This is a genomic window from Hymenobacter ginkgonis (assembly GCF_009755225.1).
GTDB lineage: Bacteria > Bacteroidota > Bacteroidia > Cytophagales > Hymenobacteraceae > Hymenobacter > Hymenobacter ginkgonis.
Window position 1 is genome coordinate 43,857 of the sequence record NZ_WQKZ01000006.1, and the last position, 24,623, is coordinate 68,479.

Annotated in this window: 24 protein-coding genes; 14 read left to right on the forward strand and 10 right to left on the reverse strand. The window is 57.2% G+C overall.

Features of this window, described 5'->3' with window-relative positions:
* Positions 1–19: 19 nt before the first annotated feature.
* Positions 20–1,003, reverse strand: coding sequence for a 3-dehydro-L-gulonate 2-dehydrogenase (gene yiaK / locus GO988_RS20100; protein ID WP_157568972.1), 984 nt, complete (start codon positions 1,001–1,003; stop codon positions 20–22).
* A gap of 78 nt (positions 1,004–1,081) precedes the next feature.
* Here yiaK and GO988_RS20105 point away from each other — a divergent pair, with 78 nt between their 5' ends.
* Positions 1,082–2,539: an amidohydrolase family protein gene (locus GO988_RS20105; RefSeq protein ID WP_157568974.1), complete on the forward strand. Its 1,458-nt coding sequence runs from the start codon at positions 1,082–1,084 to the stop codon at positions 2,537–2,539.
* Positions 2,540–2,662: 123 nt separating this feature from the next.
* On the opposite strand, the gene GO988_RS20110 is transcribed toward GO988_RS20105, so the two are convergent.
* From GO988_RS20110 to GO988_RS20130, 5 genes are all read right to left on the reverse strand, one after another.
* Complete coding sequence (locus GO988_RS20110) at positions 2,663–3,811, reverse strand: acyltransferase family protein (protein WP_157568976.1); 1,149 nt, start codon at positions 3,809–3,811, stop codon at positions 2,663–2,665.
* A gap of 401 nt (positions 3,812–4,212) precedes the next feature.
* Positions 4,213–5,817 carry a protein adenylyltransferase SelO gene (locus tag GO988_RS20115; protein ID WP_157568977.1) on the reverse strand — a complete coding sequence of 535 codons (1,605 nt, stop codon included), beginning with the start codon at positions 5,815–5,817 and terminating at the stop codon, positions 4,213–4,215.
* A gap of 164 nt (positions 5,818–5,981) precedes the next feature.
* Positions 5,982–6,722: a DUF72 domain-containing protein gene (locus GO988_RS20120; protein ID WP_157568979.1), complete on the reverse strand. Its 741-nt coding sequence runs from the start codon at positions 6,720–6,722 to the stop codon at positions 5,982–5,984.
* A gap of 63 nt (positions 6,723–6,785) precedes the next feature.
* Complete coding sequence (locus tag GO988_RS20125) at positions 6,786–7,265, reverse strand: DUF2243 domain-containing protein (protein WP_157568981.1); 480 nt, start codon at positions 7,263–7,265, stop codon at positions 6,786–6,788.
* Complete coding sequence (locus GO988_RS20130) at positions 7,252–7,479, reverse strand: hypothetical protein (RefSeq protein WP_157568983.1); 228 nt, start codon at positions 7,477–7,479, stop codon at positions 7,252–7,254. Before GO988_RS20130 ends, GO988_RS20125 begins: the two co-directional genes overlap by 14 nt.
* A 131-nt stretch (positions 7,480–7,610) precedes the next feature.
* Between GO988_RS20130 and GO988_RS20135 the strand changes: the two genes are divergently transcribed.
* From GO988_RS20135 to GO988_RS20170, 8 genes are all read left to right on the forward strand, one after another.
* Positions 7,611–8,189, forward strand: coding sequence for a DUF1353 domain-containing protein (locus GO988_RS20135; protein WP_157568985.1), 579 nt, complete (start codon positions 7,611–7,613; stop codon positions 8,187–8,189).
* Between the two features lie 9 nt (positions 8,190–8,198).
* The gene (locus GO988_RS20140) at positions 8,199–9,263 is read left to right on the forward strand and encodes a serine hydrolase domain-containing protein (RefSeq protein ID WP_198172935.1); all 1,065 of its coding nucleotides are present in this window, start codon (positions 8,199–8,201) and stop codon (positions 9,261–9,263) included.
* Between the two features lie 78 nt (positions 9,264–9,341).
* Positions 9,342–9,614, forward strand: a complete 273-nt coding sequence (locus tag GO988_RS20145) for a hypothetical protein (RefSeq protein ID WP_157568989.1) — start codon at positions 9,342–9,344, stop codon at positions 9,612–9,614.
* Positions 9,615–9,877: 263 nt separating this feature from the next.
* Positions 9,878–10,834, forward strand: a complete 957-nt coding sequence (locus tag GO988_RS20150; protein WP_232341618.1) for an NmrA family NAD(P)-binding protein — start codon at positions 9,878–9,880, stop codon at positions 10,832–10,834.
* A gap of 324 nt (positions 10,835–11,158) precedes the next feature.
* Positions 11,159–12,037 carry an SDR family oxidoreductase gene (locus GO988_RS20155; RefSeq protein ID WP_157568991.1) on the forward strand — a complete coding sequence of 293 codons (879 nt, stop codon included), beginning with the start codon at positions 11,159–11,161 and terminating at the stop codon, positions 12,035–12,037.
* A gap of 512 nt (positions 12,038–12,549) precedes the next feature.
* Positions 12,550–13,125: a hypothetical protein gene (locus tag GO988_RS20160; protein WP_157568993.1), complete on the forward strand. Its 576-nt coding sequence runs from the start codon at positions 12,550–12,552 to the stop codon at positions 13,123–13,125.
* Between the two features lie 559 nt (positions 13,126–13,684).
* Positions 13,685–13,978, forward strand: coding sequence for a hypothetical protein (locus tag GO988_RS20165; RefSeq protein ID WP_157568995.1), 294 nt, complete (start codon positions 13,685–13,687; stop codon positions 13,976–13,978).
* Between the two features lie 543 nt (positions 13,979–14,521).
* A complete protein-coding gene (locus GO988_RS20170) occupies positions 14,522–15,244 on the forward strand; it encodes an NADPH-dependent F420 reductase (RefSeq protein WP_157568997.1) in 723 nt (240 codons plus the stop codon).
* A gap of 347 nt (positions 15,245–15,591) precedes the next feature.
* On the opposite strand, the gene GO988_RS20175 is transcribed toward GO988_RS20170, so the two are convergent.
* Positions 15,592–16,302 carry an SDR family NAD(P)-dependent oxidoreductase gene (locus GO988_RS20175; RefSeq protein ID WP_157568998.1) on the reverse strand — a complete coding sequence of 237 codons (711 nt, stop codon included), beginning with the start codon at positions 16,300–16,302 and terminating at the stop codon, positions 15,592–15,594.
* A 284-nt stretch (positions 16,303–16,586) separates the two neighbouring features.
* Positions 16,587–17,522, reverse strand: coding sequence for a helix-turn-helix domain-containing protein (locus GO988_RS20180; RefSeq protein ID WP_157569000.1), 936 nt, complete (start codon positions 17,520–17,522; stop codon positions 16,587–16,589).
* 55 nt (positions 17,523–17,577) lie between these two features.
* On the opposite strand from GO988_RS20180, the gene GO988_RS20185 reads away from it, so the two are divergent.
* The 5 genes from GO988_RS20185 (at position 17,578) to clpB (ending at position 22,122) form a co-directional block, all read left to right on the forward strand.
* Complete coding sequence (locus GO988_RS20185; RefSeq protein ID WP_157569002.1) at positions 17,578–17,856, forward strand: hypothetical protein; 279 nt, start codon at positions 17,578–17,580, stop codon at positions 17,854–17,856.
* Positions 17,853–18,290: a PIN domain-containing protein gene (locus GO988_RS20190; protein ID WP_157569004.1), complete on the forward strand. Its 438-nt coding sequence runs from the start codon at positions 17,853–17,855 to the stop codon at positions 18,288–18,290. Before GO988_RS20185 ends, GO988_RS20190 begins: the two co-directional genes overlap by 4 nt.
* A 33-nt stretch (positions 18,291–18,323) precedes the next feature.
* Entirely contained in the window at positions 18,324–18,881 is a 558-nt protein-coding gene (locus tag GO988_RS20195; protein ID WP_157569006.1) for a DUF2971 domain-containing protein, read from the forward strand.
* A gap of 45 nt (positions 18,882–18,926) precedes the next feature.
* Entirely contained in the window at positions 18,927–19,346 is a 420-nt protein-coding gene (locus GO988_RS20200) for a hypothetical protein (protein WP_157569008.1), read from the forward strand.
* 166 nt (positions 19,347–19,512) lie between these two features.
* Positions 19,513–22,122: an ATP-dependent chaperone ClpB gene (clpB, locus tag GO988_RS20205; RefSeq protein WP_157569010.1), complete on the forward strand. Its 2,610-nt coding sequence runs from the start codon at positions 19,513–19,515 to the stop codon at positions 22,120–22,122.
* A 139-nt stretch (positions 22,123–22,261) separates the two neighbouring features.
* Here clpB and GO988_RS20210 read toward each other — a convergent pair whose 3' ends face one another.
* Together GO988_RS20210 and GO988_RS20215 are read right to left on the reverse strand one after the other, a co-directional pair.
* Entirely contained in the window at positions 22,262–23,143 is an 882-nt protein-coding gene (locus tag GO988_RS20210; RefSeq protein ID WP_157569012.1) for a hypothetical protein, read from the reverse strand.
* Between the two features lie 398 nt (positions 23,144–23,541).
* Complete coding sequence (locus GO988_RS20215) at positions 23,542–24,390, reverse strand: class I SAM-dependent methyltransferase (RefSeq protein WP_157569014.1); 849 nt, start codon at positions 24,388–24,390, stop codon at positions 23,542–23,544.
* Positions 24,391–24,623: the final 233 nt, after the last annotated feature.

Consider the following 24,623-nt stretch of genomic DNA (forward strand, 5'->3'; position numbering starts at 1 on the left):
TCAGAGAATGCAGCTTTACCTAGAGGGCGAGCAATTGCTGCCACAAGGCCTCATCGACCGGAATGCCCTGCGCCAAATTGGCTTGGCGCGTGGCCAGCGACTGCTCGCCGGGGTAAAAAACGCCTGTGCTGCCAGGGCCGGGCGGGCTGCTTTTGGTATAGCGCAAAATATCCTCAATGGCCGCTTCGTGCAATGCCGGCTGCCGAATACAGATGAAGCACTGCGACACCCCCGACTCTTGGCCCGCCTGGGTAATGTCGGCCGTGGAGCGGCCACCGCTTAGCGCCGCCAGCACTACATCGAGCATCAGCGCCAGCCCCGAGCCCTTCCACAAGCCAATGGGCACCGCGCGCTGCGACGCCAGCACGGCCGCCGGGTCGGTGGTGAGGTGGCCGGCTTGGTCGTAGCCGCCGGGCACGGGTAGGGCGTCGCCAGCCTTGGCGTAGCTGCTCATTTTACCGAAGGAAAACTGCGAAATTGCCATATCTAGCACCAAGTGGCCAGCGGGGCGCGGCACCGCTAGCACCAGCGGGTTATTGCCGAGGCGCGCTTCGGTGCCGCCCCAAGGCGTCACGTTGGCGATAGTATTGGTGAAGCACACGCCGATGCAGCCAGCTTCGGCGGCCTGCCAGCCGTAAGTGCCGCCGCGCATCCAGTGGTTGGTGTTGCGCAAGGCTACGCAGCCGATGCCATGCTCTTGGGCCAGGGCAATGGCGCGGGCCATGCAGGTGGTAGCGTTGGTGGGGCCGGGGCCCAGGTGGCCGTCCCAGCGCTCAACCAAACCGGTGGCATCCACCAGTTCGGGCTCGGCAGTGGGCTGCACCAGGCCGGTTTTTACGTGGCCCACGAAAGTAGGGAAGCGGTTGAGGCCGTGGGTATACACGCCATCGCGGCTGTTGTCGGCAAACAGCGTGGCGCACTGCTCGGCCTTGGCTTCGGGGAAGGCTAGCGTCAGCAATACACGCTTAAATTCTTGTTGAAGCTGCTGGTAGGGAATACGCATGGGTAGCTCTACGCAAAATAGAGCGGGCGGTAGCGGCCTACTTTTGCTCGGCTAACTTCTACCCCCTTGCTCCGTGCTATGATGACCAAACACCTACTCCTCGGCCTGGCGCTCAGCGCGGCCCCCGTAGCTCCCAGCTTGGCGCAGGCTATTGCGCCTGCTCCGCCTACGCCGCCCACCTTTACCCCGCAGGTGAAAGAATTTATCAAGGTGCAGGCGCCGGTCGTGGCCCTTACCGATGCCAAAATCATCGACGGCACCGGTCGCCCCGCCTTGCTGCACCAAACCGTGCTGCTGCGCAACGGCCGCATCGAGCAAGTAGGTAGCGCCAAAAAAGTGAAGGTGCCGGCCGGGGCGGAGGTAGTCAATTGCACCGGTAAAACGCTGATTCCGGGCCTGGTAATGCTGCACGAGCACTTGTACTACACCATGCCAGCGGGCGGGTTTTTTAACATCGCCCAAATGCCGTACTCGTTTCCGCGGCTGTACTTGGCGGGCGGCGCCACCACCATTCGCACGGCTGGCAGCATCGAGCCGCAGACCGATTTGGCCTTGAAGCGCCTCATCGGCGAAGGCAAGTTTATTGGCCCCGATATGGACGTGACGGCGCCCTACATCGAGGAGCCCAGCATGGATATTCCGGCCCTGAACATCGTGCACGGCCCCGAAGAAGCCGCCGCTACCACCAAGTTTTGGGCCGACCGCGGCTGTACTTCGTTCAAAATGTATATGCACGCTACCCGCGCCGACCTCGTGGCTGTGGTGCGCGAGGCGCACCCACGCCACCTCAAAATAACGGGCCACCTCTGCGCCCTTACTTACCGCGAAGCCGCCGAAATCGGCATCGACAACCTGGAGCACGGCTTCATGGCCAGCTCCGACTTTGTGCCCAATAAAACCGTCGATGTAGCCGACTACCCCGCCGCCCGCCAAGCCCTGCAACGCCTGCCAGCCAACAGCCCAGCTATGGCTGACCTCATCAAGTACTTGGTTAGCAAGAACGTGGCGCTCACTTCCACGTTGCCCGTGTTCGAGCCCTACACTGGCCGCGAAGTAGTGCTAGGGGGCGGCCTCGAAGCACTGGTGCCGCAGCTACAAGCGCGCGAAACGGCTACTTGGCAGCAAAACCAAGGCAAAGACACGGCCAGCGTAGCGCTCTTCAAAAAGGAGCAAGGCTGGGAAAAGCAATTCTACAACGCGGGCGGGCTGCTGGTAGCCGGCACCGACCCCACCGGCGCGGGCCGCACCGTGGCCGGCTACGCCAACCGCCACGAAATCGAACTGCTCGTCGAAGGCGGTTTCACGCCGCTCGAAGCCATCAAGATATGCACCCTGAATGGCGCTAAATACCTGGGCCGCGACCGCGACATCGGCACCATCGAAGCCGGTAAGCAGGCCGACCTAGTGCTAGTGAATGGCGACCCTGAAAAAGACATTCATCAGCTCCGCCAAATGGAAATCGTGTTCAAGCAGGGGGTAGGCTTCGATTCGCCCAAGCTGTTTGAATCAATGAAAGGGAAAGTTGGCCTGAACTAAGGGGGTAGGAGCCAATGCCTGCAGCTTTTGCCGCTACGGATACCTAATCACGCTAAATGATTAGGTATCAGTAGCAGAAGGGAGCCAATAAACTGCCTTCGTTACCCAGAGCGGGTAACGCACTTAAGAGGGATTGGCTTGAATAAGCTGCCGGCTCAATGCGGGCTTACTAAAACGCATACTCATTCGGGCAGCAAGTAAGTGAGCGGGCTTTTCCAAAATCAAGTAAAAGCCGTAGGAAAAAGCCAGGCAACTAAAGAGATAAGGAAAGTAAGTGTAGCTAGTAAGCGGTAGCGTAACTGCGAGAACCGCGAGAATTAAAGGGTGGCATAAATACAAAGAATAGGAGAATTTTCCCCACTTTTCTAGAAAAGGAAGCGGGGCATTTGATTTATAATAAACGATTTCAATTTCTAGCCATTTCATTATTGGAAAGGCAAGCAAAGTGAAAGCGATGATATACGAGAAATAAAAATGAAACTTGGCTATTTGCGCCCCAATAGTGAGGGATATAATAGCTGCCCGAATTAGTAGGATGCGCTTGGTAGATACTGCTTGGCGCTGGTTATCAATCCTTTCTGCTAGATTAACGCCTAGTAACCAACAAGGTAAACCAATAATCCAAGTAAGCCCAATCCCAAATTGCCAAAACTCCCCATGGTAGTTACGGTCAGATTGCGTAAGCAAAGACAATACTTCATGTAAACCAACAGTCAAAATGAGTAAGCCGGAAACTGCAAAAGACACTAGTAATTTAGTTCGCCAGGAAGTAGGAGCTGCTACCAAAGCGGGGTAAATGATATAGTAAATCAATTCGCAGTATAAGCTCCACACCACAGCTTTCTCAGGGTTGCCGAAGGGTATGCCAAGTAAGCTGATAATTACTAGTGGAATTAATACCCGGATGAGTCGTTTTGAGTAAAAACTGGCTTTGCTGCTTATGCCAGCTTTGTTTGGGTAATGAATGACGAAGCCTGAAATTATAAAAAAGGCAATGACAGCAGCAATCCCAGTACAGGAAACATTCACAAGCATACCTAGCGGCCGCAGATAGGCGGAGCTTGAATGGCGCATGCTGGTCGTAATCGGGCTTTGGAAGTGCGATAAGACTACTACAAAGGCCAAAAGGAAACGAATGCTATCGAGGCCAGCAAACCACCTTTGCTTTTGCCCAGGCAGTAGCTGTTCCGCTGAGTCAGTTGGTAGGCTCGCCGCATTTTTGCTAGCCAATTCCCCCGTTGCTTGGCTGGTAGTAGGCGTTTTATCAAGCATAATAGTAGAGAAGTTTGGGATAGTGGAAAACTCTATGCAATGCCGAGGATAGCAAGTAGCAACTAGATGTTAGTAGTTAAAAAATACAATTTTACATTGTGATAATTATAATTAGCTGCATAAATGTACTGTCAGCACTCAGGAAAATGTTGATTTAGAGGAAGTAATCTAGTAAAATTAATTTCGCTTGAAAGATAAATTGTTAGCTATTAGAGACTTACATTTTAAGCTCGTCAGTAGAATCAGCTCGCTAGCTGGCTATTAATGCCCCATATAAGCATAGGCTGTATAATTTGGTTAATGACAATGGTCCGCCCGCCATGCTGAGCTTGCGCTAGGTATGGCGGGCGGACCATGGTTGCTTTGATGTATAATATTCTATATTACAGCTTATTGGTTGTTCAGGAGCTGCACGACAACGTGGCGCTGCCTGGCTTATCGCGGGCCCAGTCGGGCCGCTTGGCGGCTAGCTCGTCGTGCGCAGGATGCTCGTCAAACGGCGTTTTCAACACTTCAAACAGTGCTTCAAGCAGAGAGAGGTCACCGGTTTCAGCCGCTTCGATAGCGCGCTGAGCCAGGTAGTTGCGCATTACGTATTTGGGGTTAGCCCGCAGCATGCCATTTCGGACGGCTTCGGGGCTGGCTGGCTCTTGGCGCAGGCGCAGGGCGTAGCGGTGCAGCCAATCGAGTAGCACCGCCGCCGTGCCCGGCGCCACTGCGTAGGCCGCCTGGGCGAGCAGCTCGCTAAACAACGCGTCTTCATCGCTGGCGGCGGCCAGCAAAGCCGGCGCCAAGTGCGAGAGCTGCCGGAAGAAAATCGTCATATCCACCTGCGTCTCAGCCAATGCGGGGGGTAGGGCTTCGGTAAGGGCCAGGTCTTTGGCCGGCGTGAGGGGGGTAAGGCCCAGCTTGCGCAGCAGCAGCTCGTGCTGGGTAGTGGCCAGGGTGTCGGCGTATATATCGAGGCTGGGGCGCAGCGCCTGCGGGTCGGCTACCAGGGGCGAAAGCGCTTGGGCCAAGGCCATGAGGTTCCACATAGCAATGCGGGGCTGCTGGCCGAAGGCGTAGCGCCGCGAGCCAAAGTCGGTGGTATTGGGGGTCCAGTCGGGGTCGTAGGGTTCGAGCCAGCCGTAGGGGCCGTAGTCGATGGTGAGCCCAAGGATAGACATATTATCGGTGTTCATGACGCCGTGCACGAAGCCGACGGTCATCCAGTGGGCCACCATGACGGCCGTACGCCGCGCTATTTCGGCAAACCAGCGCAGATACACTTCCGGCGAGGGGTCGCCTAGCTCGGGGTAGTGGTGGCGAATGGTGTAGTCGGCCAGGGCACGCAGGTTGTCTAGCTCGCCGTTGGCCGTCATTATCTGAAAGTTGCCGAAGCGGATAAACGTGGGCGCCACCCGCGCCACAATGGCGCCCGGCTCGGGCGCAGCATTGCCGTTGTAAAACATATCGCGCACCACCTTGTCGCCGGTTTCGACCAGGCTCAGGGCCCTGGTAGTGGGCACGCCGAGGTAGTGCATAGCTTCGCTACACAAAAACTCGCGTAGCGACGAGCGCAGCACCGCCCGGCCATCGGCGCGGCGCGAGTAGGGGGTAGGGCCGGCGCCTTTGAGTTGAATTTCCCAGCGCGAACCATCCACGGCCGCTACCTGGCCCAGCGAAATGGCCCGGCCGTCGCCGAGCTGGCCCGCCCAGTTGCCAAATTGGTGCCCGCCGTAGCGCGCTGCAAAGGGCTTCATGCTGGGCGTAAGAATGTTGCCTGCCAGCATAGCCACCGCCGCACCGCGCGGCGTGGGTCTCGCCAGGCCTAAAAACTCGCCTAGTTCCTCGGACCAAGCGAGTAGGTGCGGGGCACGCACGGGGGTAGGCGCCACCCGCGAGTAGCAGTAGCCAGGCACCTGCCGCGACCCTTTATTGCCGGATACTTCGCCGCGCAACTCGTCTACAAAAGGGTTTTCAAAAGGTACTTCGTCGAGCTGGGAGGCCGTGGTAGTTGTCATAAAATAGGGGGGTAGGAAAGCAATAAAGAGGAACCGAACGCCAAATGGTTTCCCCACCGCTGCTTCCCAAACGGACCGCGGGCGCGCATGTTTCGGCCGGGCGCTCGGCGGCTGGCGCGGGGTTAGTGCCTTTTATACCAGCTTTTGGGCGCCCCGAAGCGCCGTTAGGTAGCCAGCAGCGCCTGCATCTGGCGGGCATTGTGCACGCCCACGCCGCCCATGCCGTTGTTGAAATACAGGTACACGTGCTGCACGTTGCGGGCCGCTTTTATTTCCGCCGCAATGCGGGCCAGAAACGCTGGGCTATAGGCCGATTTATAGAGTTCGGGCACGCCGTGGAAACGGTAATACAGCACCGGCGTGTTCGCTACCACTTCGTCGGGCAGCTCTAGCGGTGGGGGGTAGCTCTGGCCCACAAACGCAATGCCGCGCCGCGTGAGTAAGCGCTGAGGCTCAGCCTCCCACCAGCTGGGGTGGCGAAACTCGGCCACGTTGGTAAAGCTGGGGTCGAGGCTCTCGACTAGGCGCTGGGCCAGCTCGTCGGTGTAGGCCGCCTTGGGCGGCAGTTGAAACAGCACCGGCCCCAACTTGTCGCGCAGCCCTTCGCGCACGGTGCCGTAAAAATCAGCCAGGAGGGGCTGCGCGTCGGCGTTGAATTTTTTGTAATGCGTCACCAGCCGCGGCGCTTTCACGGCAAACTGGTAGCCGGCCGGGCTTTGGTCGTACCAGGTTTCGAATGCCTTTAGCGTCGGCATGCGGTAGAAAGTCACGTTCAGCTCCAGCGTATTAAACTGCGAGCAGTAGTAGGCCAGCCACTTGCGCGGTGGCAGCTCGGGCGGGTAGAACACGCCTTTCCAGTCGCGAAACGAAAAGCCGGAACAGCCAATGTGGTAGGCAGGGAGCATCGCAGAAGTATGGGCAACCTCCTCTACGCGGAAAGCGGGGGGTAGGGCGCCCCGCCTGCGCAGCTAGGCCCGCCCAGCCCGCACCAGCGCCCCACCCGCCAGCAGCAGTACTAGCCCAAACGCCAGAAAGCTCATATCGGCCGGCAGGTGGTTGGGCGTGTACTCATACACGTGGTGCAGGCCCAGTATCTCGTGGTCAAGGAGGCCTTCTATGACATTAAATGCGCCCCAGCCCAGGAGCAGGCCGCCCCCCAGCGTGCGGCCCGAATGCGGCACATCGGCCCGGCCGGTAGCGGCCCACAGCAGCCGCAGCCCCACGGCCGTAAGCACCCACACCGCCGCGTGAAACAGGCCATCCCAATACATGTTGATTTTGGCGCGCACCAGCGTATCGGGCGGTACTTGCCCCGATAACATATTGTGCCACTGCAAAATCTGGTGCAGCACAATGCCATCGACAAAGCCCCCCAGGCCCGCCCCAAGCAAGAGGCCAGCCGCCACCAGCGGCGTGCGCTGGGGAGCCCCTGTGTTAGCGGTTTGCATAGATAGCCAGTAAAGAAGTCCGAATTTTATCCCAGTAAAACAGGCCTACCCCCAGCACCAGCAGCACGGCCACGGGCAGCAGCACCAGCACCATATAGGTGGGGTAGGCCGCGTTATAAATGCCGGCCTGCACCCGCGGCCGGCACCACGGGCACGCCCCGGCCACCGGCATGGCCAAGTAGCTGCCTAGCAGCCCCACTAAAAGCTTGCGCATAGCTAAGAAACGGATAAAAGCGTTGGGAGTGAATACGTGCTCACCGGGCAAAAAGCTTACTTTTACCCCTACTTTGGTGGGCATAATGCGTGGTTTTTGTTCGCGCACCCTTCTGAAAACAACCAGCCACCATGCCCATTACGGAAGACCCCGCCGCCGGCGAATTTTCGGCGACGCCCAAAATCGAGTTCATCGACACGCCCGGCGCGCCTAACCGCAACGTGCGGCTGCTCGAAAATTTTGCCTTCACCGAAGCCATCGACGGCACCGTGTGGGAGGCGCCGAGCGGCAGCATTGTCGATGGGGCGAGCATCCCGCGGGTGCTGTGGACGCTGGTGGGTTCGCCTTTCACCGGCGACTACGTCTACGCCTCCATCGTGCACGACGTGGCCTGCCACGTGCGCGCCCGGCCGTGGCGCGATACGCACTACATGTTTTACCAGGCCTGCCTGGCGGGTGGCACTCGCCCTGGCCGCGCCAAGCTCATGTACCTGGCGGTGCGCAACTTTGGTCCGCGCTGGCCCCAGCCCGAGCCGGCCGAGCAACTGGCCTTCCGGGCGCTGGATAGGGCGGCCGGGCTGTCGGCGGGGCCGCTGGTTAGCCACGAACACCAAGTGCGCTACCTCCAGCGTGCCCAAGCCTATGTGGCCGCCCACGGCGACGAAGCTTCTATAGAAGCCATTGACGTGTACGCCTCCCGCCCCCACTAACACATGGTAATGCGCTTATTTCTACCGTTGCTGCTCCTGCTGCTTGCCGGCCGGGCCGCCACCGCCCAACAAGCCAACTTAATCGCGCTGCTCAAAAAGGAAAATGTGCCTGGCATGCAGCTAGTCTATACCAAAGGCAGCACCGTAACCACCTACAACTTAGGCTTGCGCCGAGCCGGCACTACCCAGGCCGTAACCGCTAACAGTGTGTTTCAAGCCGCCTCGCTAGGCAAGGTTATTCTGGCATACACCGCGCTGCGGCTGCACGACCGCGGCCTGCTGGACCTGGATAAACCTCTGCTAACGTATTATCCCTACCCCCGGCTGCTGCACGAACCCCGTGCCGACAACATCACCGCCCGCTTGGTGCTGGCGCATGCGGCGGGCTTGCCCAACTGGGCCGAGCACCCACTCGGACCCACCTGGAAAACGTCGGCGTTGCACCTCAAATACGCACCCGATAGCTGCTGGAATTACTCTGGCGAAGGCTATGTGTTTCTCCAAAAAACGCTGGAGCATCTTACCGGCAAGTCGTTTGAGGTGCTGGCGCAGCAGGAGGTTTTTGGGCCGCTGCGTATGGCCAGCAGCAGCTTCATTTGGCGCGCTGCATTTGCCGCCGTTGCCTGTGCTGGCCACGACGAAAAGGGCCAGCCTACCACCAGCCATAAGTTTACGGAGCCCTACGGGGCCTACTCCTTGCTCACCACGGCCACCGACTACAACCGCTTTCTGCAAGCCTTGGTAGCCGGCCGCGGCCTGAAGCCCGCCACGGCCCGGCTACTAGCTACCCCCGCCAACGCGGCCAACCGCTGTGGTGTGCCGACCACCCCCGCCGATGCCGCTATTGACTGGGCCTGCGGCGTGGGGCTGGCGGCCACCAGCCAAGGCCCCGCCCGCTGGCACTGGGGCGACAACGGCGACTTCAAAGGCTTCTTCCTGGCCCTACCCGGCAAAAAGGAAAGCCTCCTGTTCCTGACCAATAGCGCCAATGGCCTAAAACTCACGGACGAGGTGCTGCAGCTGTTTTTTGGCCCCGGCCAGTACTGGGCCACGCAGTGGCTGGCCGAGGAGTAGTGCCAACGTAAACAGTTGGTAGCGTACTACGTATAGCAAATACTATTTGCTTTTTCTCACCCATTAATTCCTTTTCCTATGAAAGCTGCCTTGCTTTTAGCCGCCACATTTGCCTTTGCTACCAGCGCTGCCCTGGCCCAAACTGTAGCACCAGGCACTGCGCCGGGCGCCCAAACCGGCACCCCTTCCAACATGCCGAGCGCCGGCAGCACTACCACTGACCAAACGACTAATTCCAGCGGCCGCATGGATAATACATCGAGCACCGACCGCAGCAGCAAGCACACGATGCGCAAAAGCGGCAAGACGAAAAGCAGCGACGGCACAATGAAAACAAAATCCAAGATGTAGTCGCTGCCGCGTACACCTGGCTCTCGCCGGTTGAGCAACAAAAAGCCCTTGCCCTTAGCTGGCAGGGGCTTTTTGCTGGGGCCAAGTGGGAGGAGGTAGGTAGCAAAACGTATTTGGCGGACTCGCCATTTCGGCTACGGCTACCCGTGAGCAGCAGCCCGGAACAACCTTCCAGAAAGTAAAACTGTATCAAGTGCTTCGGCGCACTGCCGAGCTCAGCTTGTAGCAAAAGGCTGCGACCCCTTCACAATACAAGTTCGATTTTGGCAGCGCCTAACCCAACTACTCAAAGCGGCCCAAGCGCCGAATTAGCCCCCATCGTGCTGGCCGGCGCCACCGGCGACTTAGGCTTCCGCATCGCGCAGGAACTGCGCAAGCGCGGGGCCACGGTGCGGGCGCTGGTGCGCCCCGGCAGCACCAAGCCCCAAGTTGCCTCCCTGCGCGAGCAGGGGGTAGGGGTGGTGGAAGTGGATTTCAACGATGCCCCGGCGCTCACGCAAGCTTGCGCCGGCGCGGCCTGCGTGGTATCGGCCCTCTCCGGGCTGCGCGAGGTAATCGTGACTGCCCAAGCGCAGCTGCTCGACGCAGCGGTGGCGGCCGGCGTGCCGCGTTTCATCCCGTCCGACTACTCCATCGACTTTACCAAGCTCCCCGAAGGCTCCAACCGCAACCTTGACCTGCGCCGCGAGTTTGGCCGGCGGCTCGACCAAGCACCCATCGCCGCTACTTCCATCCTCAACGGCATGTTTATGGACTTGCTAACCGGGCAGGCTCCGGTTATTCTGTTCAAAATCAAGCGCGTGCTTTATTGGGGCAGTGCCGACCAGCCGCTCGATTTCACCACCATCGCCAACACCGCCGCCTTCACGGCCGCGGCGGCGCTCGACCCCACTACGCCCCGCTACCTGCGCGTGGCCGGCGAAGTGGCCACCATGCGCGGCCTCCAGGCGGCGGCCAGCGCTGCTACCGGCCAGCGTTTCCGCCGCCTGCGCGTAGGCGGCTTGTGGCTCTTGAAACTCCTGATTAAGGTGACGCGCCGCCTCGTGCCTGCTCCCCAGGAGGTATTTCCGCCCTGGCAGGGTATGCAGTACCTGCACAATATGTTCACAGGCTTGCCCAAGCTTGCGCCCCTGGATAATGCCCGCTACCCCGACATCCGGTGGACCACGGTACAAGAAGTGTTGGTCGCGAATTTGGCTACTGCCCAACACGCTCGGTAAGGTGCGCTTGGCGGCGCATAGCCGCTAAAAAGCAGTTGCCCTACCCCCTGCACGCTAGAGGAGGCACAGCTCTAAATCATCAGCCGCGCCAGCGTAGCAGCGGCGGTGGCTAAGGAAATAATATTCATCAAAACTTCCCTACTTTCTACAATGATTAATCAGCTATGCTATTGCTGGTCAATCAACTAAGTATGATGGAGAAGTAATTTTGTTAGCAAAGTGCGCGGGGGCTACTCCCGCAGGGGGCTAACAATATTTCGGCTTTTGCTGGCTTTCCAGGTTTTTGCGCCGTATTCCTTCTTTAACTAACCTACCGAAGAAAGAATGGCTACTGAACAAAACGAACCACGCCCTACCAACAGCGAAATCAGCCCCAAACCGATGTCCTACCCCACTAGCGAGGAGGATATGCAGGAAAAGCCCGACTGGGATATGTCGAGCTATAAGCCCGCCGGCAAGCTCACCGGCAAAGTAGCCCTCATCACGGGTGGCGACTCCGGGATTGGGCGGGCGGTAGCGCTGGCCTTTGCCATGGAAGGCGCCGATGTAGCCGTGCTTTACCAGTCGAATGCCGAAGACGCTGCTGTAGTGGGCAAGGCTGTGGAGGCCCAGGGCCGCAAGTTTTTGGCCATTCAGGCCGATGTGCGCTCGGCCAGCGAGTGCCGCGAGGCTGTTCGCCGCACCCATACCGAGTTGGGAGGCTTTAATATCCTGGTCAACAATGCGGCGTTCCAGCAGGGATACGACCACTTTGAGACCATTCCGGAGGAGAGTATCCACCGCACCTTCGACACCAATATCAAGGGCTACATCTTTATGGCCCAGGCGGCTATCCCTTTCATGAAGGAAGGCGATTCCATCATCAACACGGGTAGCATCGCGGGTATTGTTGGCAACCCGCACCAGGTAGACTACGCCGCTACCAAAGGCGCTATCCACATTTTTACGAAAAGCCTGGCCGCCTACCTGGGCGAGAAAAAAATTCGAGTAAATGCCGTACTGCCCGGCCCCATCTGGACGCCGCTCATCCCGGGCACTATGCTGAAGGAAGACTTGGCAAAGTTTGGTGACGAAACCATACTCGGCCGCCCCGGCCAGCCCGAAGAACTCGCCCCAGCCTACGTCTATTTCGCCTCGCAAGACGGTAGCTTCTCGACCGGTAGCCTATTGGAAGTAACTGGCGGCATGCCCAAAACCAACTAAGCCGGCTAGCTACCCGCTCAGACCATTATACTGAGGTATAAATTAAGGTTTTCCGAACTTCCTGCTGAGCTGGTCGAAGCATTTCTACCGCACCGTTGGGTGAAGCGGTAGAAATGCTTCGACCAGCTCAGCAGGAAGTTCGAAGAGTTTTAGTACCGTGCCCATTCTATAGACAGGAGCACCCAATCTGGGTGCTCCTGTTTGCGTTTTGGAGGGGGCCGGCAATACAACTACTTTCTGCTAAATGCCTAGCCGGCTAGGTCATTACTAACTGTTTTGAATAAAGATTGAGCGGAAATGCAAATCCAATGAGGCAATAACTTTGAATTGCAAAGTTCTTTTGCTTTATTTGTACTGCTCACAAAATACCAGCCCTGAGTAGAAGCTGCCACTAGTAGCCAGTTCTATGGTTAGGCTTTCGGCGCCGGTGGTTTGCCCTAAGGTATAGCCTCAATGTCTTCTAGCTGAAACTGCCTGTTTGTACGCGTTTTTTTCCTAAAATCCCTACTGTCATGCCCTTAGCTAAAAGTATTATTCGCCTGGCGCTCGGTACAGCGTTCCTATTGCTCATTCCCTTGGTGGCAATGCAATTCACCCAAGAGGTAAAGTGGAATTGGGTAGATTTTGTAGCCGCTGGTAGCCTGCTATTCGGCACGGGCCTCACGTATTTAGTAATCGCGCAGAAGGGCAACGGCACCATGTATCGGGTGGCCGTCGGCGTGGCAGTGGCGGCCGGGCTCCTGCTCGTCTGGGCTAATCTGGCCGTGGGCCTCGTGGGGAGCGAGCACAACCCCGCCAACCTACTCTACGGCGGGGTGCTGGCCGTTGCTATTATCGGCGCCCTTGCCGCTCGCTTACGGCCTCTTGGTATGTCCCGCGCCATGTTCGCGGCGGCGCTTACTTATGTAGTAGTCACGGCCATTGCGCTATTTCTCTGGACGCCCTCGGCTGCTACCGCCGAGGCCCCGGTGGGCCTCCCGAACGTGATAGGAGCGAATGCGCTTTTCGCCGCGCTGTGGGCCACTGCGGGTTGGCTGTTTCGCCTGGCCGGCCGCACTGGCTCGAATGTGAGCCGCCGACTTGCTTAGCACCAGGCGTAGGAACGTACAAAATTGCTCGATTGGCGCAACTCCTGCTGACCACCCAAGCCAAGGTTCTATTACCTGCCGCCGGCCTCGTCACTGCGGAGCTAGTGGTAAAGTGTAGCTCTGAGCACCAAGTATTTATGCACCGCTGGTGCACACTCTACCAGGAAAAAGTGCACTGTGCGATAATGAGCGCGCAAGCCGCCTACCCCCGCCTTTCGGCCTCAAGCACCCGGCTTGGCAGGGTGGGGGTAGCAAAAGTATAGCAGCGCCCAAACGGTTTTGACCGGTAAGCGATGGCTGTCGCCTATTGCCCGGCCGGTGTGGCATTTGGTACGATTGCAAAGAACACCCGGTGCTTTGCGGATAGGTTGGGTATCGCAAGTAGCAGCTTGGGCCGCCGGGGATACTTAGAGCAGCAGACGAAACCGGCGAAATAGCTGCTTTGCCGTAGCTTGCCACTTCGCGTCGGCGGAAGTGCAAGTCCTACCCCCACCTAATTGCTGCCATCAACAAAGCGGTTGGGCGGTGCGTAGATACTTGGTCCCCATCAACTTTACTTATGAAATTCCTCCTGCTTTTGGCCGGCACTTTTGCTTGTAGCACTAGTGCTACCCTAGCCCAAACCGTATTGCCCTCTGGAGCGGTAGCGCCAGCCGGCACCGTAGCTCCGTCTGGTGCCGTTGTAACGCCCGCTACCGTGCCGGGTAGCCAACCTCTGGGCACGTCTACTACGCGCGATGCTGGCAGCCCCCGCGCCGCTCGCCACGATGTGAAAGTGCCCGGCATGACCCACCAGGAACGCAAGGAAATGCGGAAAATGGGTAAAATGAAGCCAGGCTCCGGCAGCAACTAAAAACTGCCACTTGAAATAGCTTAGTGCCAAGCGCATTTTCAAAAGCAGGAGCATCCGCATAAGGTGCTCCTGCTTTTGTTTAAGCGTGGCTAGCGAAGGGGTGCGGCTAGCCAGCTTTATTCTTTTGTATGCTGCTTATTCTGGGGTAGTGAGGTCAATCATTGTCATTACCTCATTAACCGAATCTACGGGAAAACCGCCCTGGTTGGCATGCGTCCGAATCATGTCTTCGTTGGGCGCAATCGCTTGTCTAGCAGCAGAGCCAAGCTCGCAAAAGAGGCTACTTGGTCGCATCAACGCACCACTGGTTTTCTGCTTGATGGACCTGGCAAAAACAACAGTTAAGGAAGTGTAAAGCACTATGAAATATGGTTTTAGCTAAGTGCTAGGGGAGGGTAGCATCTGCCGTTGGGAGGGGTGTAAGCTGTAAGCTCGCACCAGTTTGGGAAGCACGAACAAAACAATCCGACCTAGCGGGTAGTCTTAGCACGGGCCGCTTTTGCAGAAAAGCTGCTTACAAAACACTTGCTTATCTACCTGTTTATGAACATTGGAATCATTGGGGCTGGCCATATCGGCAGCGCCCTGGCCGGGCGGCTCACCAGCCTCGGCCACTCGGTCTATATCGCCAACTCCCGCGGCCCCGAGACGCTAACGGACCTGGCCCAAAAAACCGGCGCTACCCCCGTTACGGCCCAGGAGGCCGCCCGCCACGGCGATATTATTGTGGTAACCATCCCGCTGAAAAGCATTCCTGAACTGCCCAAGGACGTGTTTGAAGGCGTGTCCGCCGACGTGCCGGTAATCGACACCAGCAACTACTACCCCCTGCTGCGCGATGGCCAAATCCCTGAACTGGAAAGCGGCGACTTGACCGAAAGCGAGTGGGTGGAGCAGCACTTGGGCCGCCCAGTGCTGAAAGTATTTAACAACATCTTCGCCGCCCAGCTCGCCTCCCCTGGAAAGCCCGCTGGCACGCCCGGCCGCATCGCTCTAACCGTGGCCGGCGACGATGCCGCTGCTAAGCAAAAGGCGATGGCCCTGGTTGAGGAGCTAGGCTATGATGCCATCGATGGCGGCAGCCTGCACGAGTCGTGGCGCCAGCAGCCCGGCACGCCGCTGTATTGCACCGATTTGTCGGCCGACGAGGTACGGCAGCACTTGGCTAGCATGGGCACTACCCGCACCCCCGAGCAGCACGCCCAATTCATGGCTAACCAGGCCGCGTCGGAAAAGCAACTGGAGGCGCAAGGCGTCAAGCTGTAAGGCCCGCGCCCTACCCCTACGTTGGCTAGCCAATCGCTAGCCCTCTACCAAATAAGCCCTAGCGAACAAGTTCGGTTAAGTGTCGGAACTCGTTCGCTAGGGCTTATTTGGTAGAGGGACGTTGCCAAGTGCCAGGCTACCTAGGGGGCATAGGCACTTAGCCACAAATGCTTTTTTAGACAAAAAAAGGCCGTCCTGCTGAGCTGGTCGAAGCATCTCTACCGAACGCTGCCCGAAAGAAGCGGCAGAGCTGCTTCGACCAGCTCAGCAGGACGGCCTTTTACTGCCCACACATCTTAATAGAAACCGCCGCCGCGAGTAAGTAACTACCGCTTATCGGCCAGCCCTTACCAAGGCAATAGACCGTCGGCAGAAGACATTGTGCCCGTAGGTCCATCAGGGGGTAATAACGCTAGCCGAATGGCCTCCGCCGCGCCCTGCGCCGGGGTGTCCGTGCCCGCAAAGCCGTTTAGGTCGGTGGCCGTGTAGCCGGGCGCGGCCGAGTTTACCTTGATGGCCGTCTCCCGCAGTTCGTAGGCGAGCTGCACGGTGAGCATGTTCAGCGCGGCCTTCGAGGCCGAATATCCTAACAGGGCCCAGTCATTCTGCCCAACGATAGTGAGCGAGCCTAGCGGACTCGACACGTTGACAATGCGCCCTGCCGCAGCCTGTTTCACCAGCGGCAAAAACGTTTGAGTAACGGCCAGCGTGCCCACGAAATTGGTTTGAAGCACTTGCGCTACACTGCGCACATCGGCTTGGCTGGGCACGCCGTCGCCGGGCACATTAATGCCCGCATTGTTCACCAGAATGTCGAGGCGACCTTCCTCACGTTGCAGGTGCGCCGCCGCCGCGTCGAGCGTCGCTTGGTTGGCCAGGTCCACTGCGAGAAATCGAACTTCGCCTCCGGCTGCCAGCTCCGCTGCGGCTTGCTGGCCCTTAGCCGCCTCGCGAGCCCCTAAGTACACTCGGCAGCCAGCATGCAGCAGCCCCCGCACTATTTCGAAGCCAATGCCTTTGTTGCCGCCAGTGACCAGCGCAATTTTCTTGTTTGCCATGTTGCCTATGGGTTTGGCCTCCCCTAGGGTAGGGAGGTGAGTAAGTGTGCCCCAAAGGTCCGGGCGGCAGCCGGGCGGTAAGCTTCGCCAATCAACCCATCTGTTTTAGATTTCAAACAAGTTAGCGCAGTTCCTGAATCAGGAAACGATAAAAACCGGTCGTCATGCAGCGCGCAGCGAAGCATCTCGCTCGCATCGTTGCGCACGCCGTGATTACTGTACCACGCGAGATGCTTCGCTGCGCGCTGCATGACGACCGGTTTGCTAATTCAGAAACAGATTTCTTAAACCCCAAACATCGCCAGCCGCCGAAAATCCCCCGGCGTCTGCCCGGCGTGGCGCTTGAAAAAGGTGCAGAAGTGGGCCACATCGGCAAAGCCCAGGCTATCGGCAATTTCCGAAATGCTCCAGGTGGTTTGCTTTAGCAAGAGATTGGCTTCCTGCGCCAAGCGGCGGCTGAGGAGGGCGGTGGTGGTGTGGCCCGTCGTCTCCTTCAGCACGCGGTTGAGGTGGTTGACGTGCACCGCCAATTGGTCGGCGTAGTCGGTGGCGGTGCGCAGGCGCAGCGGCGGCTGCGGGCTGGGGCGCGGAAACTGCCGCTCCAGCAGCTCCGTGAATTGGGTGGCTACGCGCTCGGCGGCGCTGTGCGTAGCCAGGGGGGTAGGGGCCGGCTGCAGCTTCTGCACCAGGTGAATCAGCTCCCAGAGGTAGGTGCGCAGCAAGTCGTGCTTGTAGGCGTAGCCCGACCCGAGCTCGTGCGCCATCTTCTGGAAAATAGCTTCGACCGCCGCGCAGTCGGCCTCGGCCACTTCCCACACCGGGTAGGCGCCGGGCTGAAAAATCGGCAGGTCCGCCAGCACCACCCCGGTGCGGGCGGGCAGCAGAAAGGCATCGTCGAAGAGGCAGCTATAGCCCCCAAAATCTTCGGTAAGCGGCAGCCACCGGTAGGGCACGCGCGGCGTCACCAGAAACAAGGTATTGGCGCCGACGTGCGGGGCTTGGTCGGCACACTCCACCTGGCTGAGCCCGCGGCAGAGCGTGATTTTGTAGTAGTCGCGCCGGCTAAACGTCATCGGGGGCGTCCCGCGGAGGTCCGCCAAGGAGAACACGTTAAAATGCCCCACGCCTTGCCCCATATCCGGCGGGGGCAACACGCCACCTGCGGACGCAGGACCCGGGGCAAGCGCGTCGTAAAAGGCGGCAAGGGTATTCGGTTTCATATGGGCAATGGTACGAAGCGCACGGGCGAGTAGGCAACCTACGTATATTAGCTGTATGAGAGTCGCCCTTGAATTAGAGTTTCCGGATGAGCAGGCTGCTTCCGTCATGCGGCAGTTGCAAAGCTTGCCAGAAATGACCATTCGTTTTCTGAAAATGGATGCGCAGGCGCGTGCTACCGACCCACTTAGTAGCAAAGAACCTTTGTCAGAACAAGAGCAACATGCGCTACTCGACCAGGTATTTGGTTCTTGGCAGCAGGAGGAAGGTGAAGAAGACCTGCTGAGCCAGATTTACGGTGCCCGGCGCGATGCTCCCCGCGAGGTGAACCTATGACGGCTTACCTACTCGATACGAACATCTGCGTTCATATCATCAATGGCAAGTTTGACCTAGCTGTCCGGTTGAAGCGTGCCGGCCTCGCTACTTGCTTTCTAAGCGAGTTGACGGTGGCCGAGCTGCTATACGGTGTAGCTAATAGCTCCCCCACGCACCAATTAGCGAATCGGCAGCGCCTCACGCAGTTCCGGCGGCTATTTGATGAACGGATTTTACCTATCTCCGATTCACTGGAAACCTACGCCCAGCAGAAGGCCCACCTAAAACGAATTGGTCGCTTACAAGGCGAGTTCGACATGCTGATTGGCAGCGTAGCGGTAGCGCACGGCTTAACGCTGGTTACGCATAACACCCGTCATTTCTCCGATATGGTTGGTATCGTGTTGGAAGATTGGGTGCAGGAATACGAAGAAGGGCAGCAGGCAAAGTAGCTCAAATATTGATAACTGCTTAACTCATTTAGAATGCTAGTCTACAAGTACAGAGGTGGCGCGTTTGACCGTGACCTTGCGTCTCTCAAACAAGATTACTTCTGGGCAGCGAATGTTGATAGTCTAAATGACCCTTGCGAAGCAACATTTAGCAATAGCCTAGCTACTGAGCTGAGTAGTATTAGTAAGCTCTTTAACGTTCGCATTGAAGAAATTGCAAATGAGTTTGAACGTGTGTTGAAGTCAGTAGATGAGTTTACCAATCTCATAAATAAATTAGGCATTTTCTCTCTGTCTAAAAACTATGACCATCAGCTTTTGTGGGCTCATTATGCTGATTCGCACAGGGGATTCTGCATAGAATATGATTTAGATATTATAAAAAAACAGCAACATTCTTTCGCAAGTCATTATACGATTGATATTGGTTACTCAGATTCTCCTGGTAGCATTGGGTTAGACCAGATGTTGAGCTTAACTAGCAAAAAAGACAAAGGCCTTTCGTTCATTCAAGCAATGATTGGTACCAAATCTTTAAGTTGGAATTATGAAGAAGAAGTAAGATTGATTACTGATAACTTCGGTAAGTAAACTTATGATTATCGGGCTGTTAAAGCAATATTCTTTGGCTTGCGAATGAGCGAAGAGCACAAAGAAAGATTAATGGAAGAACTGCAAGGGCGTAATATTAAGTATTACCAAATGACAAAAAAGCTTCAATCATACGATTTGCAAGCTATTCCCATTGCAGATATATTCTCTGAAGCTCTGCCCTATTTATATAAAGTATCCCCTGTTCAAGAAGACGCTGTTCCTTCGGATGAAGTAGAAGGCAAGTGGAAAGATTATGCCCCCTACTTAAGTAAAGCAGTAGAGGTTCAAAGACGAGACCCTTATTGTTCAGAAGTATGCTATGCAGCTTTTAGCTATTATGATAGCAAGCCAAGTAATCCTGTCGTATACATCAATTATAAATACGCTCCTGATGGTTATATGAACAGAAGCTTCACTATCAATCAAATTGACGAATTGTATAACTCATTGACTGACCTATAGCCCGTAAATTTCTTGCTTAGCCAATCTGTAATTTTGTCGTAAGTCATACGGTAGGATTCTAGCATTTTCAGTCAAAAAGTCCGATTCTCCACTTCTGCACCTCGTTTGCTAGTACCCTCGTACAATCTTCCTAATCCGAAGCACCTACTGAGAACTAAGCAAAACAATGGACTTTAAAAACTTCACCATCAAGGCACAGGAGGCCGTGCAGAAGGCCACCGAGATTGCCGGAGCCAACCAGCAGCAGGCCATCGAAACGGGCCACCTGCTGAAGGCTTTATTACAGAATGACGAGAACACCCTTGCCTTCCTAGGTAAGAAACTGGGCGCCAACACGGCCAACCTTGGCCAGCGGCTCGATGCCATCGTACTCGCCTACCCCAAGGTGAGCGGCGGCTCGCCCTACCTGGCCAACGAAGCGGCCAACGCCGTGCAGCGCGCCAACACCCAGATGAAGGACATGGGCGACGAGTTCGTGTCCGTCGAGCACCTGCTGCTGGGCATCTTGGGCGGCAAAGACAGCGTGGCTAGCCTGCTCAAAGACAACGGCTTCAGCGAGAAAGACCTGAAAGCCGCCATCCAGGAGCTGCGCGGGGGCCGCAAGGTGACCAGCCAAACCGCCGAGGAGCAGTACCAGAGCCTCAACCGCTACGCCATCAACTTGAACGAGCGCGTGCGCACCGGCAAGATGGACCCCGTAATCGGGCGCGACGAAGAAATCCGCCGCGTACTCCAGATTTTGTCGCGCCGCACCAAGAACAACCCCGTCTTGCTCGGCGAACCGGGGGTAGGGAAAACCGCCATCGCCGAGGGCCTGGCCCAGCGCATCGTGGCCGGCGACGTACCCGAAAACTTGCGCGACCGAACCCTCATGAGCCTCGACTTGGGCTTGCTCATTGCGGGAGCCAAGTACAAAGGCGAATTTGAGGAGCGCCTCAAAGCCGTTATCAAGGAAGTAACCGATTCGGAGGGGCAAATTATATTGTTCATCGACGAGATTCATACCCTGATTGGGGCTGGCGCTGGCGGCGAGGGTGCCATGGACGCCGCCAACCTGCTCAAGCCCGCCCTGGCGCGCGGCGAGCTCCACGCTATCGGCGCCACCACGCTCAAGGAATACCAGAAATACATCGAGAAAGACAAGGCCCTGGAGCGCCGCTTCCAGGCCGTAATGGTCGATGAGCCCAGCGTGCCCGACGCCATCAGCATCCTGCGCGGCATCAAGGAGAAGTACGAGCTGCACCACGGCGTGCGCATCACCGACGACGCCGTGATTGCGGCCGTGGAGCTGAGCAGCCGCTACATCACCGACCGCTTCCTGCCCGACAAGGCCATCGACCTCATGGACGAAGCCGCCGCCAAGCTGCGCATCGAGCTGAACTCCATGCCCGTGGAGCTAGACGAAATCCAGCGCCGCATTATGCAGCTAGAGATTGAGCGCGAGGCCATTCGGCGCGAAGAAAACCACGACCGCGAGGCCGTGCTGAGCAAGGAGCTAGCCGAGCTGGGTACCCAGCGCGACGAGCTGAAAGCGAAGTGGGAAGGCGAAAAATCTGTCCTTACCGGCATCCAAACCGAGAAGGAGAACATCGAGCGCTTCAAAACCGAAGCCGAGCAGGCCGAGCGCCAAGGCGACTACGGCCGCGTAGCCGAGCTGCGCTACGGCAAAATCCAGGAGGCCGAGCAGAAGCTTAAGGCCTTGCAGGACGAAGCCAACGCCAACAAAGACGGCGGCGGCATGCTGCAAGAAGTCGTGACCAGCGAAGACATCGCCGAAGTAGTAGCCAAGTGGACCGGCATTCCGGTCAGCAAAATGCTGCAATCGGACCGCGACAAGTTGCTCAACCTCGAAGCCGAGCTAGGCAAGCGCGTAGCCGGCCAGAGCGAAGCCATCGCTGCCATCTCGGACGCCGTGCGCCGCTCGCGCGCTGGCCTGCAAGACCCCAAGCGCCCCATCGGCTCGTTCATCTTTCTCGGTACGACGGGGGTAGGGAAAACCGAGCTAGCTAAGGCCTTGGCCGAGTACCTGTTCAACGACGAGAACGCCATGGTGCGCATCGACATGAGCGAGTACCAGGAGCGCCACGCCACCTCGCGCCTCATCGGCGCGCCTCCCGGCTACGTGGGTTACGACGAAGGCGGCCAGCTTACGGAGGCCGTGCGCCGCAAGCCGTACTCGGTAATCCTGCTCGACGAAATCGAGAAGGCGCACCCCGATGTGTTCAACATCTTGCTGCAAGTGCTTGATGATGGCCGCCTCACCGACAACAAAGGCCGGGTGGCGAACTTCAAGAACACCATCATCATCATGACCTCGAACACGGGGGCCGACATCATTCAGCGTAATTTCAAGGAGTTAAACGAGTACAACCACGAGGAAGTAGTCGACCGCACCCGCGACGAGGTGGTGGAGCGCCTCAAGCAGCACATGCGCCCCGAGTTTCTGAACCGCATCGACGAAATCGTGATGTTCCAACCGCTCAAGCGCAAGGAAATCCGCAAGATTGTGGACATCCAGTTCAAGCAAATTCAGCAACGCCTGCACGAGGCCGGCATCAGCCTCGAAGCCACCGACGAGGTGCTCGACTACCTCGGCGAGCAGGGCTTCGACCCGCAGTTCGGCGCCCGTCCGCTCAAGCGCGTATTGCAGCGCGTGATTCTGAACGAGCTAAGCAAGGAGATACTCTCCGGCAAAGTGAGCAAGGACGCCGTGGTAGAAGCGGTGCTGGAGGACGGCGGCGTGCGGTTTGAGAACGTGGAACTGCCAACGGTATAAGTAAGTGCTTTTGAAAAAAGCCCCGCTAGCGAGCTGCTAGCGGGGCTTTTTTGTAGGCTATTGCCACTAGGTGTGCTGCTTAGACGACTTATTTAAGCTCCGTGCAGCGTGCCCGGTTGCCCTTACGGCCAAGCGCGATTTAATACTTATCATAATGGATTTTTCTGTAAGTCTCTGCGTCAAGAAGTTGCTTTTTGACCTTGTCTTTGGTATCTATATAGTAGAGGTGCTGGGCAGAATTCCAATCTCTTACTATAAAGTAGGCTTTCCATTTATCTGCCCCGCCTGCCAAGTCATCCATTCCTTTGTGTTGTTGGGCTGACCACGTGGTAAGGCCACCATTGCTATTGGTGTAGCCCGTAGTGTATTTGCCAGTGTTGAAGCAAATATTTTTGGTGAACTCATCGGGTGTAATAAAGCCCTCATAAGGACCCGAATGCGTTACTTCAGTGATAGTAGCAACAAATTCACTCGTGCCTCGGTCGTAGATTTTGGCGGTGGTAAAGGCGTTATTGCCAACTCCGGAGCAGCCGTAGCCGACGAAGAATAAGTTGTCGCCCAGATGCGTGATATACGTCACCTCATCCGTATTGAATTGCCGGTCCTGTTTGCGATTGATAAGGTCGTAAGCAAAGCAGGTTGAATTCCTTAAATACATTCTTTTTGTAAATCGAATTACCAGTGTATTGCGCGGAAAATTATAGTTAGCAATTTTGCTGCCCGTCTGGATGAGCGCCTCCTCCTCTACTTGATAATCAGGGCCGGGAGTAGTAAGAATATCGCGCCGTTGGCCGTCTTCCAAATACTCAGCAGTCTTGCTGGTTTTATAGTCGGAACCCCGTCCTAGGTAGAGGGTAGTTTCCGGCTTTTTCTGGGAGGCGTTTGGCTTAGGGGTAGTTTTTAATTGGGGGGTAGGCCCGCCATTAATAAGCACCTCACTGACCTTGTGCTGGGGGGCAGGTCGGTTGGGAGCTTGCGCCAGGGCGCGGGTGCAAAAAAAGCCCAGCAGAAGGGCAACCAAAAGGTGAGTAGCGGAGCACATCGCTAGTTTGGGGTAAAAGCGTGAAGGTGTGTTGGGTTAACGGATGAGGTTATGGTGAGCGAATGTAGGTGGAAAACTATTTAAAGTAAAAAAAATGCAATAGAATCCTCTTGGTGCGTACCCAGCCACCCATAACTCGTGGCTAGCCATAGGGGCGTGCGCGTCCCTATGGCCACGCAGCGGCAAAGCGGAGGGCGGGGCTTGAGCGTACTTCTCCGAATACCCAAAACGGACGTGGTTTTAGCGCACTATAACTTATGCATAACCTTGCTGTGGCGGCTGTGCCTCCACTACCGACTAGCGACCAAGCAGGCCTGAGGGGATAGCCCCAGTCTTCCTGAAGAGCTACCAAGGCTATGGGTTACGAAGCTTTCGGATTAGCTTTTCACCGCCGAAAGCACCAGAGAGGCAAAAGGCAGCTGAATTTTCCCATCCACCACCTGCTGCTCCAATGCTGCAAACAAGGCCGCTTTGATAGCAGCGCGGGTGGCCTCATCAGCCTTGCTCAGGATGGCTACTACGGGCGCGGCGACTTCCAGCATATTCTGCCAGTATTCTTCTGGGGTAGCGAAGGTGAGCAGGCCCGTTACAGTTTTTTCCTCTACGTGCTGGAAGCCTGCATTTCGCAGCAGCCCGGCTAGCAGGCCAGGTTGGGCGCAGCGAAACATGCCGGGGGCCAGCGGCGCCGGGGTGGGTAGGGCCATTTGCGAGGCGATAGTGCCCATCATGGTGCTTATCCAGGGGTTTTGGGGTGGGCTAGCCCACACGCTGGTGGCGAGCCGGCCCCCGGGCTTCAGCACGCGGTACATCTCCTGCGCTGCCAGCTGCATATCGGGGAAAAACATGAAGCCCATACGGCAACTAATGGCGTCGAAGCGCTGGTCGGCGAAGGGCAACTCGCAGACATCGCCTGCCACCGCCTGGTAATTTGTGATGCCTTGCTGGGCCGCATTTTCCCTGGCCGTAGCCAGCATGCCTTCCGAGAGGTCGAGGCCTACTACGTGGCCCTGCGTGGCCAAGCGCGCAATGGTGAGGCCGGGCTCGCCGGTGCCGGTAGCCACATCCAGCACTTCCGCTGCCGGCTGAATGTGCAGCGACTCGATGATGGCGTTGCCCATTGGCCGCATGAAGTTCATGGCCCAGGTATCCCATTTTTTCCAGCCGGGCGAAAACGTGTCCCAGGTTTGCCGCTGCTGGTCGCGGATTTGAAGGAGGGTAGCTTCCATAAAAGGTAGTAATGAAAGAGGAAAACCTAAGTTGACGACCGTTCAGCGGAAACTGTTGCAATTGTAACCCAATATAAGTCAAGTGGTAAGCATCTAAATGCGCTGGGGCGTAGCAAAAAACAAAAGCCCCGCCAGCAACTTGCTGGCGGGGCTTTCCGATGTTCTTGTAAAGACAAGCAGTTTCATTCAATGCGAGCAGCAACGAAGTAGCTTTCTCATGCCTCGCCCCGCCC

Coding starts and splice junctions, on each gene's coding strand:
- yiaK (WP_157568972.1), bottom strand. CDS start 1,003: ATGCGTATTCCCTACCAGCAGCTTCAACAAGAATTTAAGCGTGTATTG.
- GO988_RS20105 (WP_157568974.1), top strand. CDS start 1,082: ATGATGACCAAACACCTACTCCTCGGCCTGGCGCTCAGCGCGGCCCCC.
- GO988_RS20110 (WP_157568976.1), bottom strand. CDS start 3,811: ATGCTTGATAAAACGCCTACTACCAGCCAAGCAACGGGGGAATTGGCT.
- GO988_RS20115 (WP_157568977.1), bottom strand. CDS start 5,817: ATGACAACTACCACGGCCTCCCAGCTCGACGAAGTACCTTTTGAAAAC.
- GO988_RS20120 (WP_157568979.1), bottom strand. CDS start 6,722: ATGCTCCCTGCCTACCACATTGGCTGTTCCGGCTTTTCGTTTCGCGAC.
- GO988_RS20125 (WP_157568981.1), bottom strand. CDS start 7,265: ATGCAAACCGCTAACACAGGGGCTCCCCAGCGCACGCCGCTGGTGGCG.
- GO988_RS20130 (WP_157568983.1), bottom strand. CDS start 7,479: ATGCGCAAGCTTTTAGTGGGGCTGCTAGGCAGCTACTTGGCCATGCCG.
- GO988_RS20135 (WP_157568985.1), top strand. CDS start 7,611: ATGCCCATTACGGAAGACCCCGCCGCCGGCGAATTTTCGGCGACGCCC.
- GO988_RS20140 (WP_198172935.1), top strand. CDS start 8,199: ATGCGCTTATTTCTACCGTTGCTGCTCCTGCTGCTTGCCGGCCGGGCC.
- GO988_RS20145 (WP_157568989.1), top strand. CDS start 9,342: ATGAAAGCTGCCTTGCTTTTAGCCGCCACATTTGCCTTTGCTACCAGC.
- GO988_RS20155 (WP_157568991.1), top strand. CDS start 11,159: ATGGCTACTGAACAAAACGAACCACGCCCTACCAACAGCGAAATCAGC.
- GO988_RS20160 (WP_157568993.1), top strand. CDS start 12,550: ATGCCCTTAGCTAAAAGTATTATTCGCCTGGCGCTCGGTACAGCGTTC.
- GO988_RS20165 (WP_157568995.1), top strand. CDS start 13,685: ATGAAATTCCTCCTGCTTTTGGCCGGCACTTTTGCTTGTAGCACTAGT.
- GO988_RS20170 (WP_157568997.1), top strand. CDS start 14,522: ATGAACATTGGAATCATTGGGGCTGGCCATATCGGCAGCGCCCTGGCC.
- GO988_RS20175 (WP_157568998.1), bottom strand. CDS start 16,302: ATGGCAAACAAGAAAATTGCGCTGGTCACTGGCGGCAACAAAGGCATT.
- GO988_RS20180 (WP_157569000.1), bottom strand. CDS start 17,522: ATGAAACCGAATACCCTTGCCGCCTTTTACGACGCGCTTGCCCCGGGT.
- GO988_RS20185 (WP_157569002.1), top strand. CDS start 17,578: ATGAGAGTCGCCCTTGAATTAGAGTTTCCGGATGAGCAGGCTGCTTCC.
- GO988_RS20190 (WP_157569004.1), top strand. CDS start 17,853: ATGACGGCTTACCTACTCGATACGAACATCTGCGTTCATATCATCAAT.
- GO988_RS20195 (WP_157569006.1), top strand. CDS start 18,324: ATGCTAGTCTACAAGTACAGAGGTGGCGCGTTTGACCGTGACCTTGCG.
- GO988_RS20200 (WP_157569008.1), top strand. CDS start 18,927: ATGAGCGAAGAGCACAAAGAAAGATTAATGGAAGAACTGCAAGGGCGT.
- clpB (WP_157569010.1), top strand. CDS start 19,513: ATGGACTTTAAAAACTTCACCATCAAGGCACAGGAGGCCGTGCAGAAG.
- GO988_RS20215 (WP_157569014.1), bottom strand. CDS start 24,390: ATGGAAGCTACCCTCCTTCAAATCCGCGACCAGCAGCGGCAAACCTGG.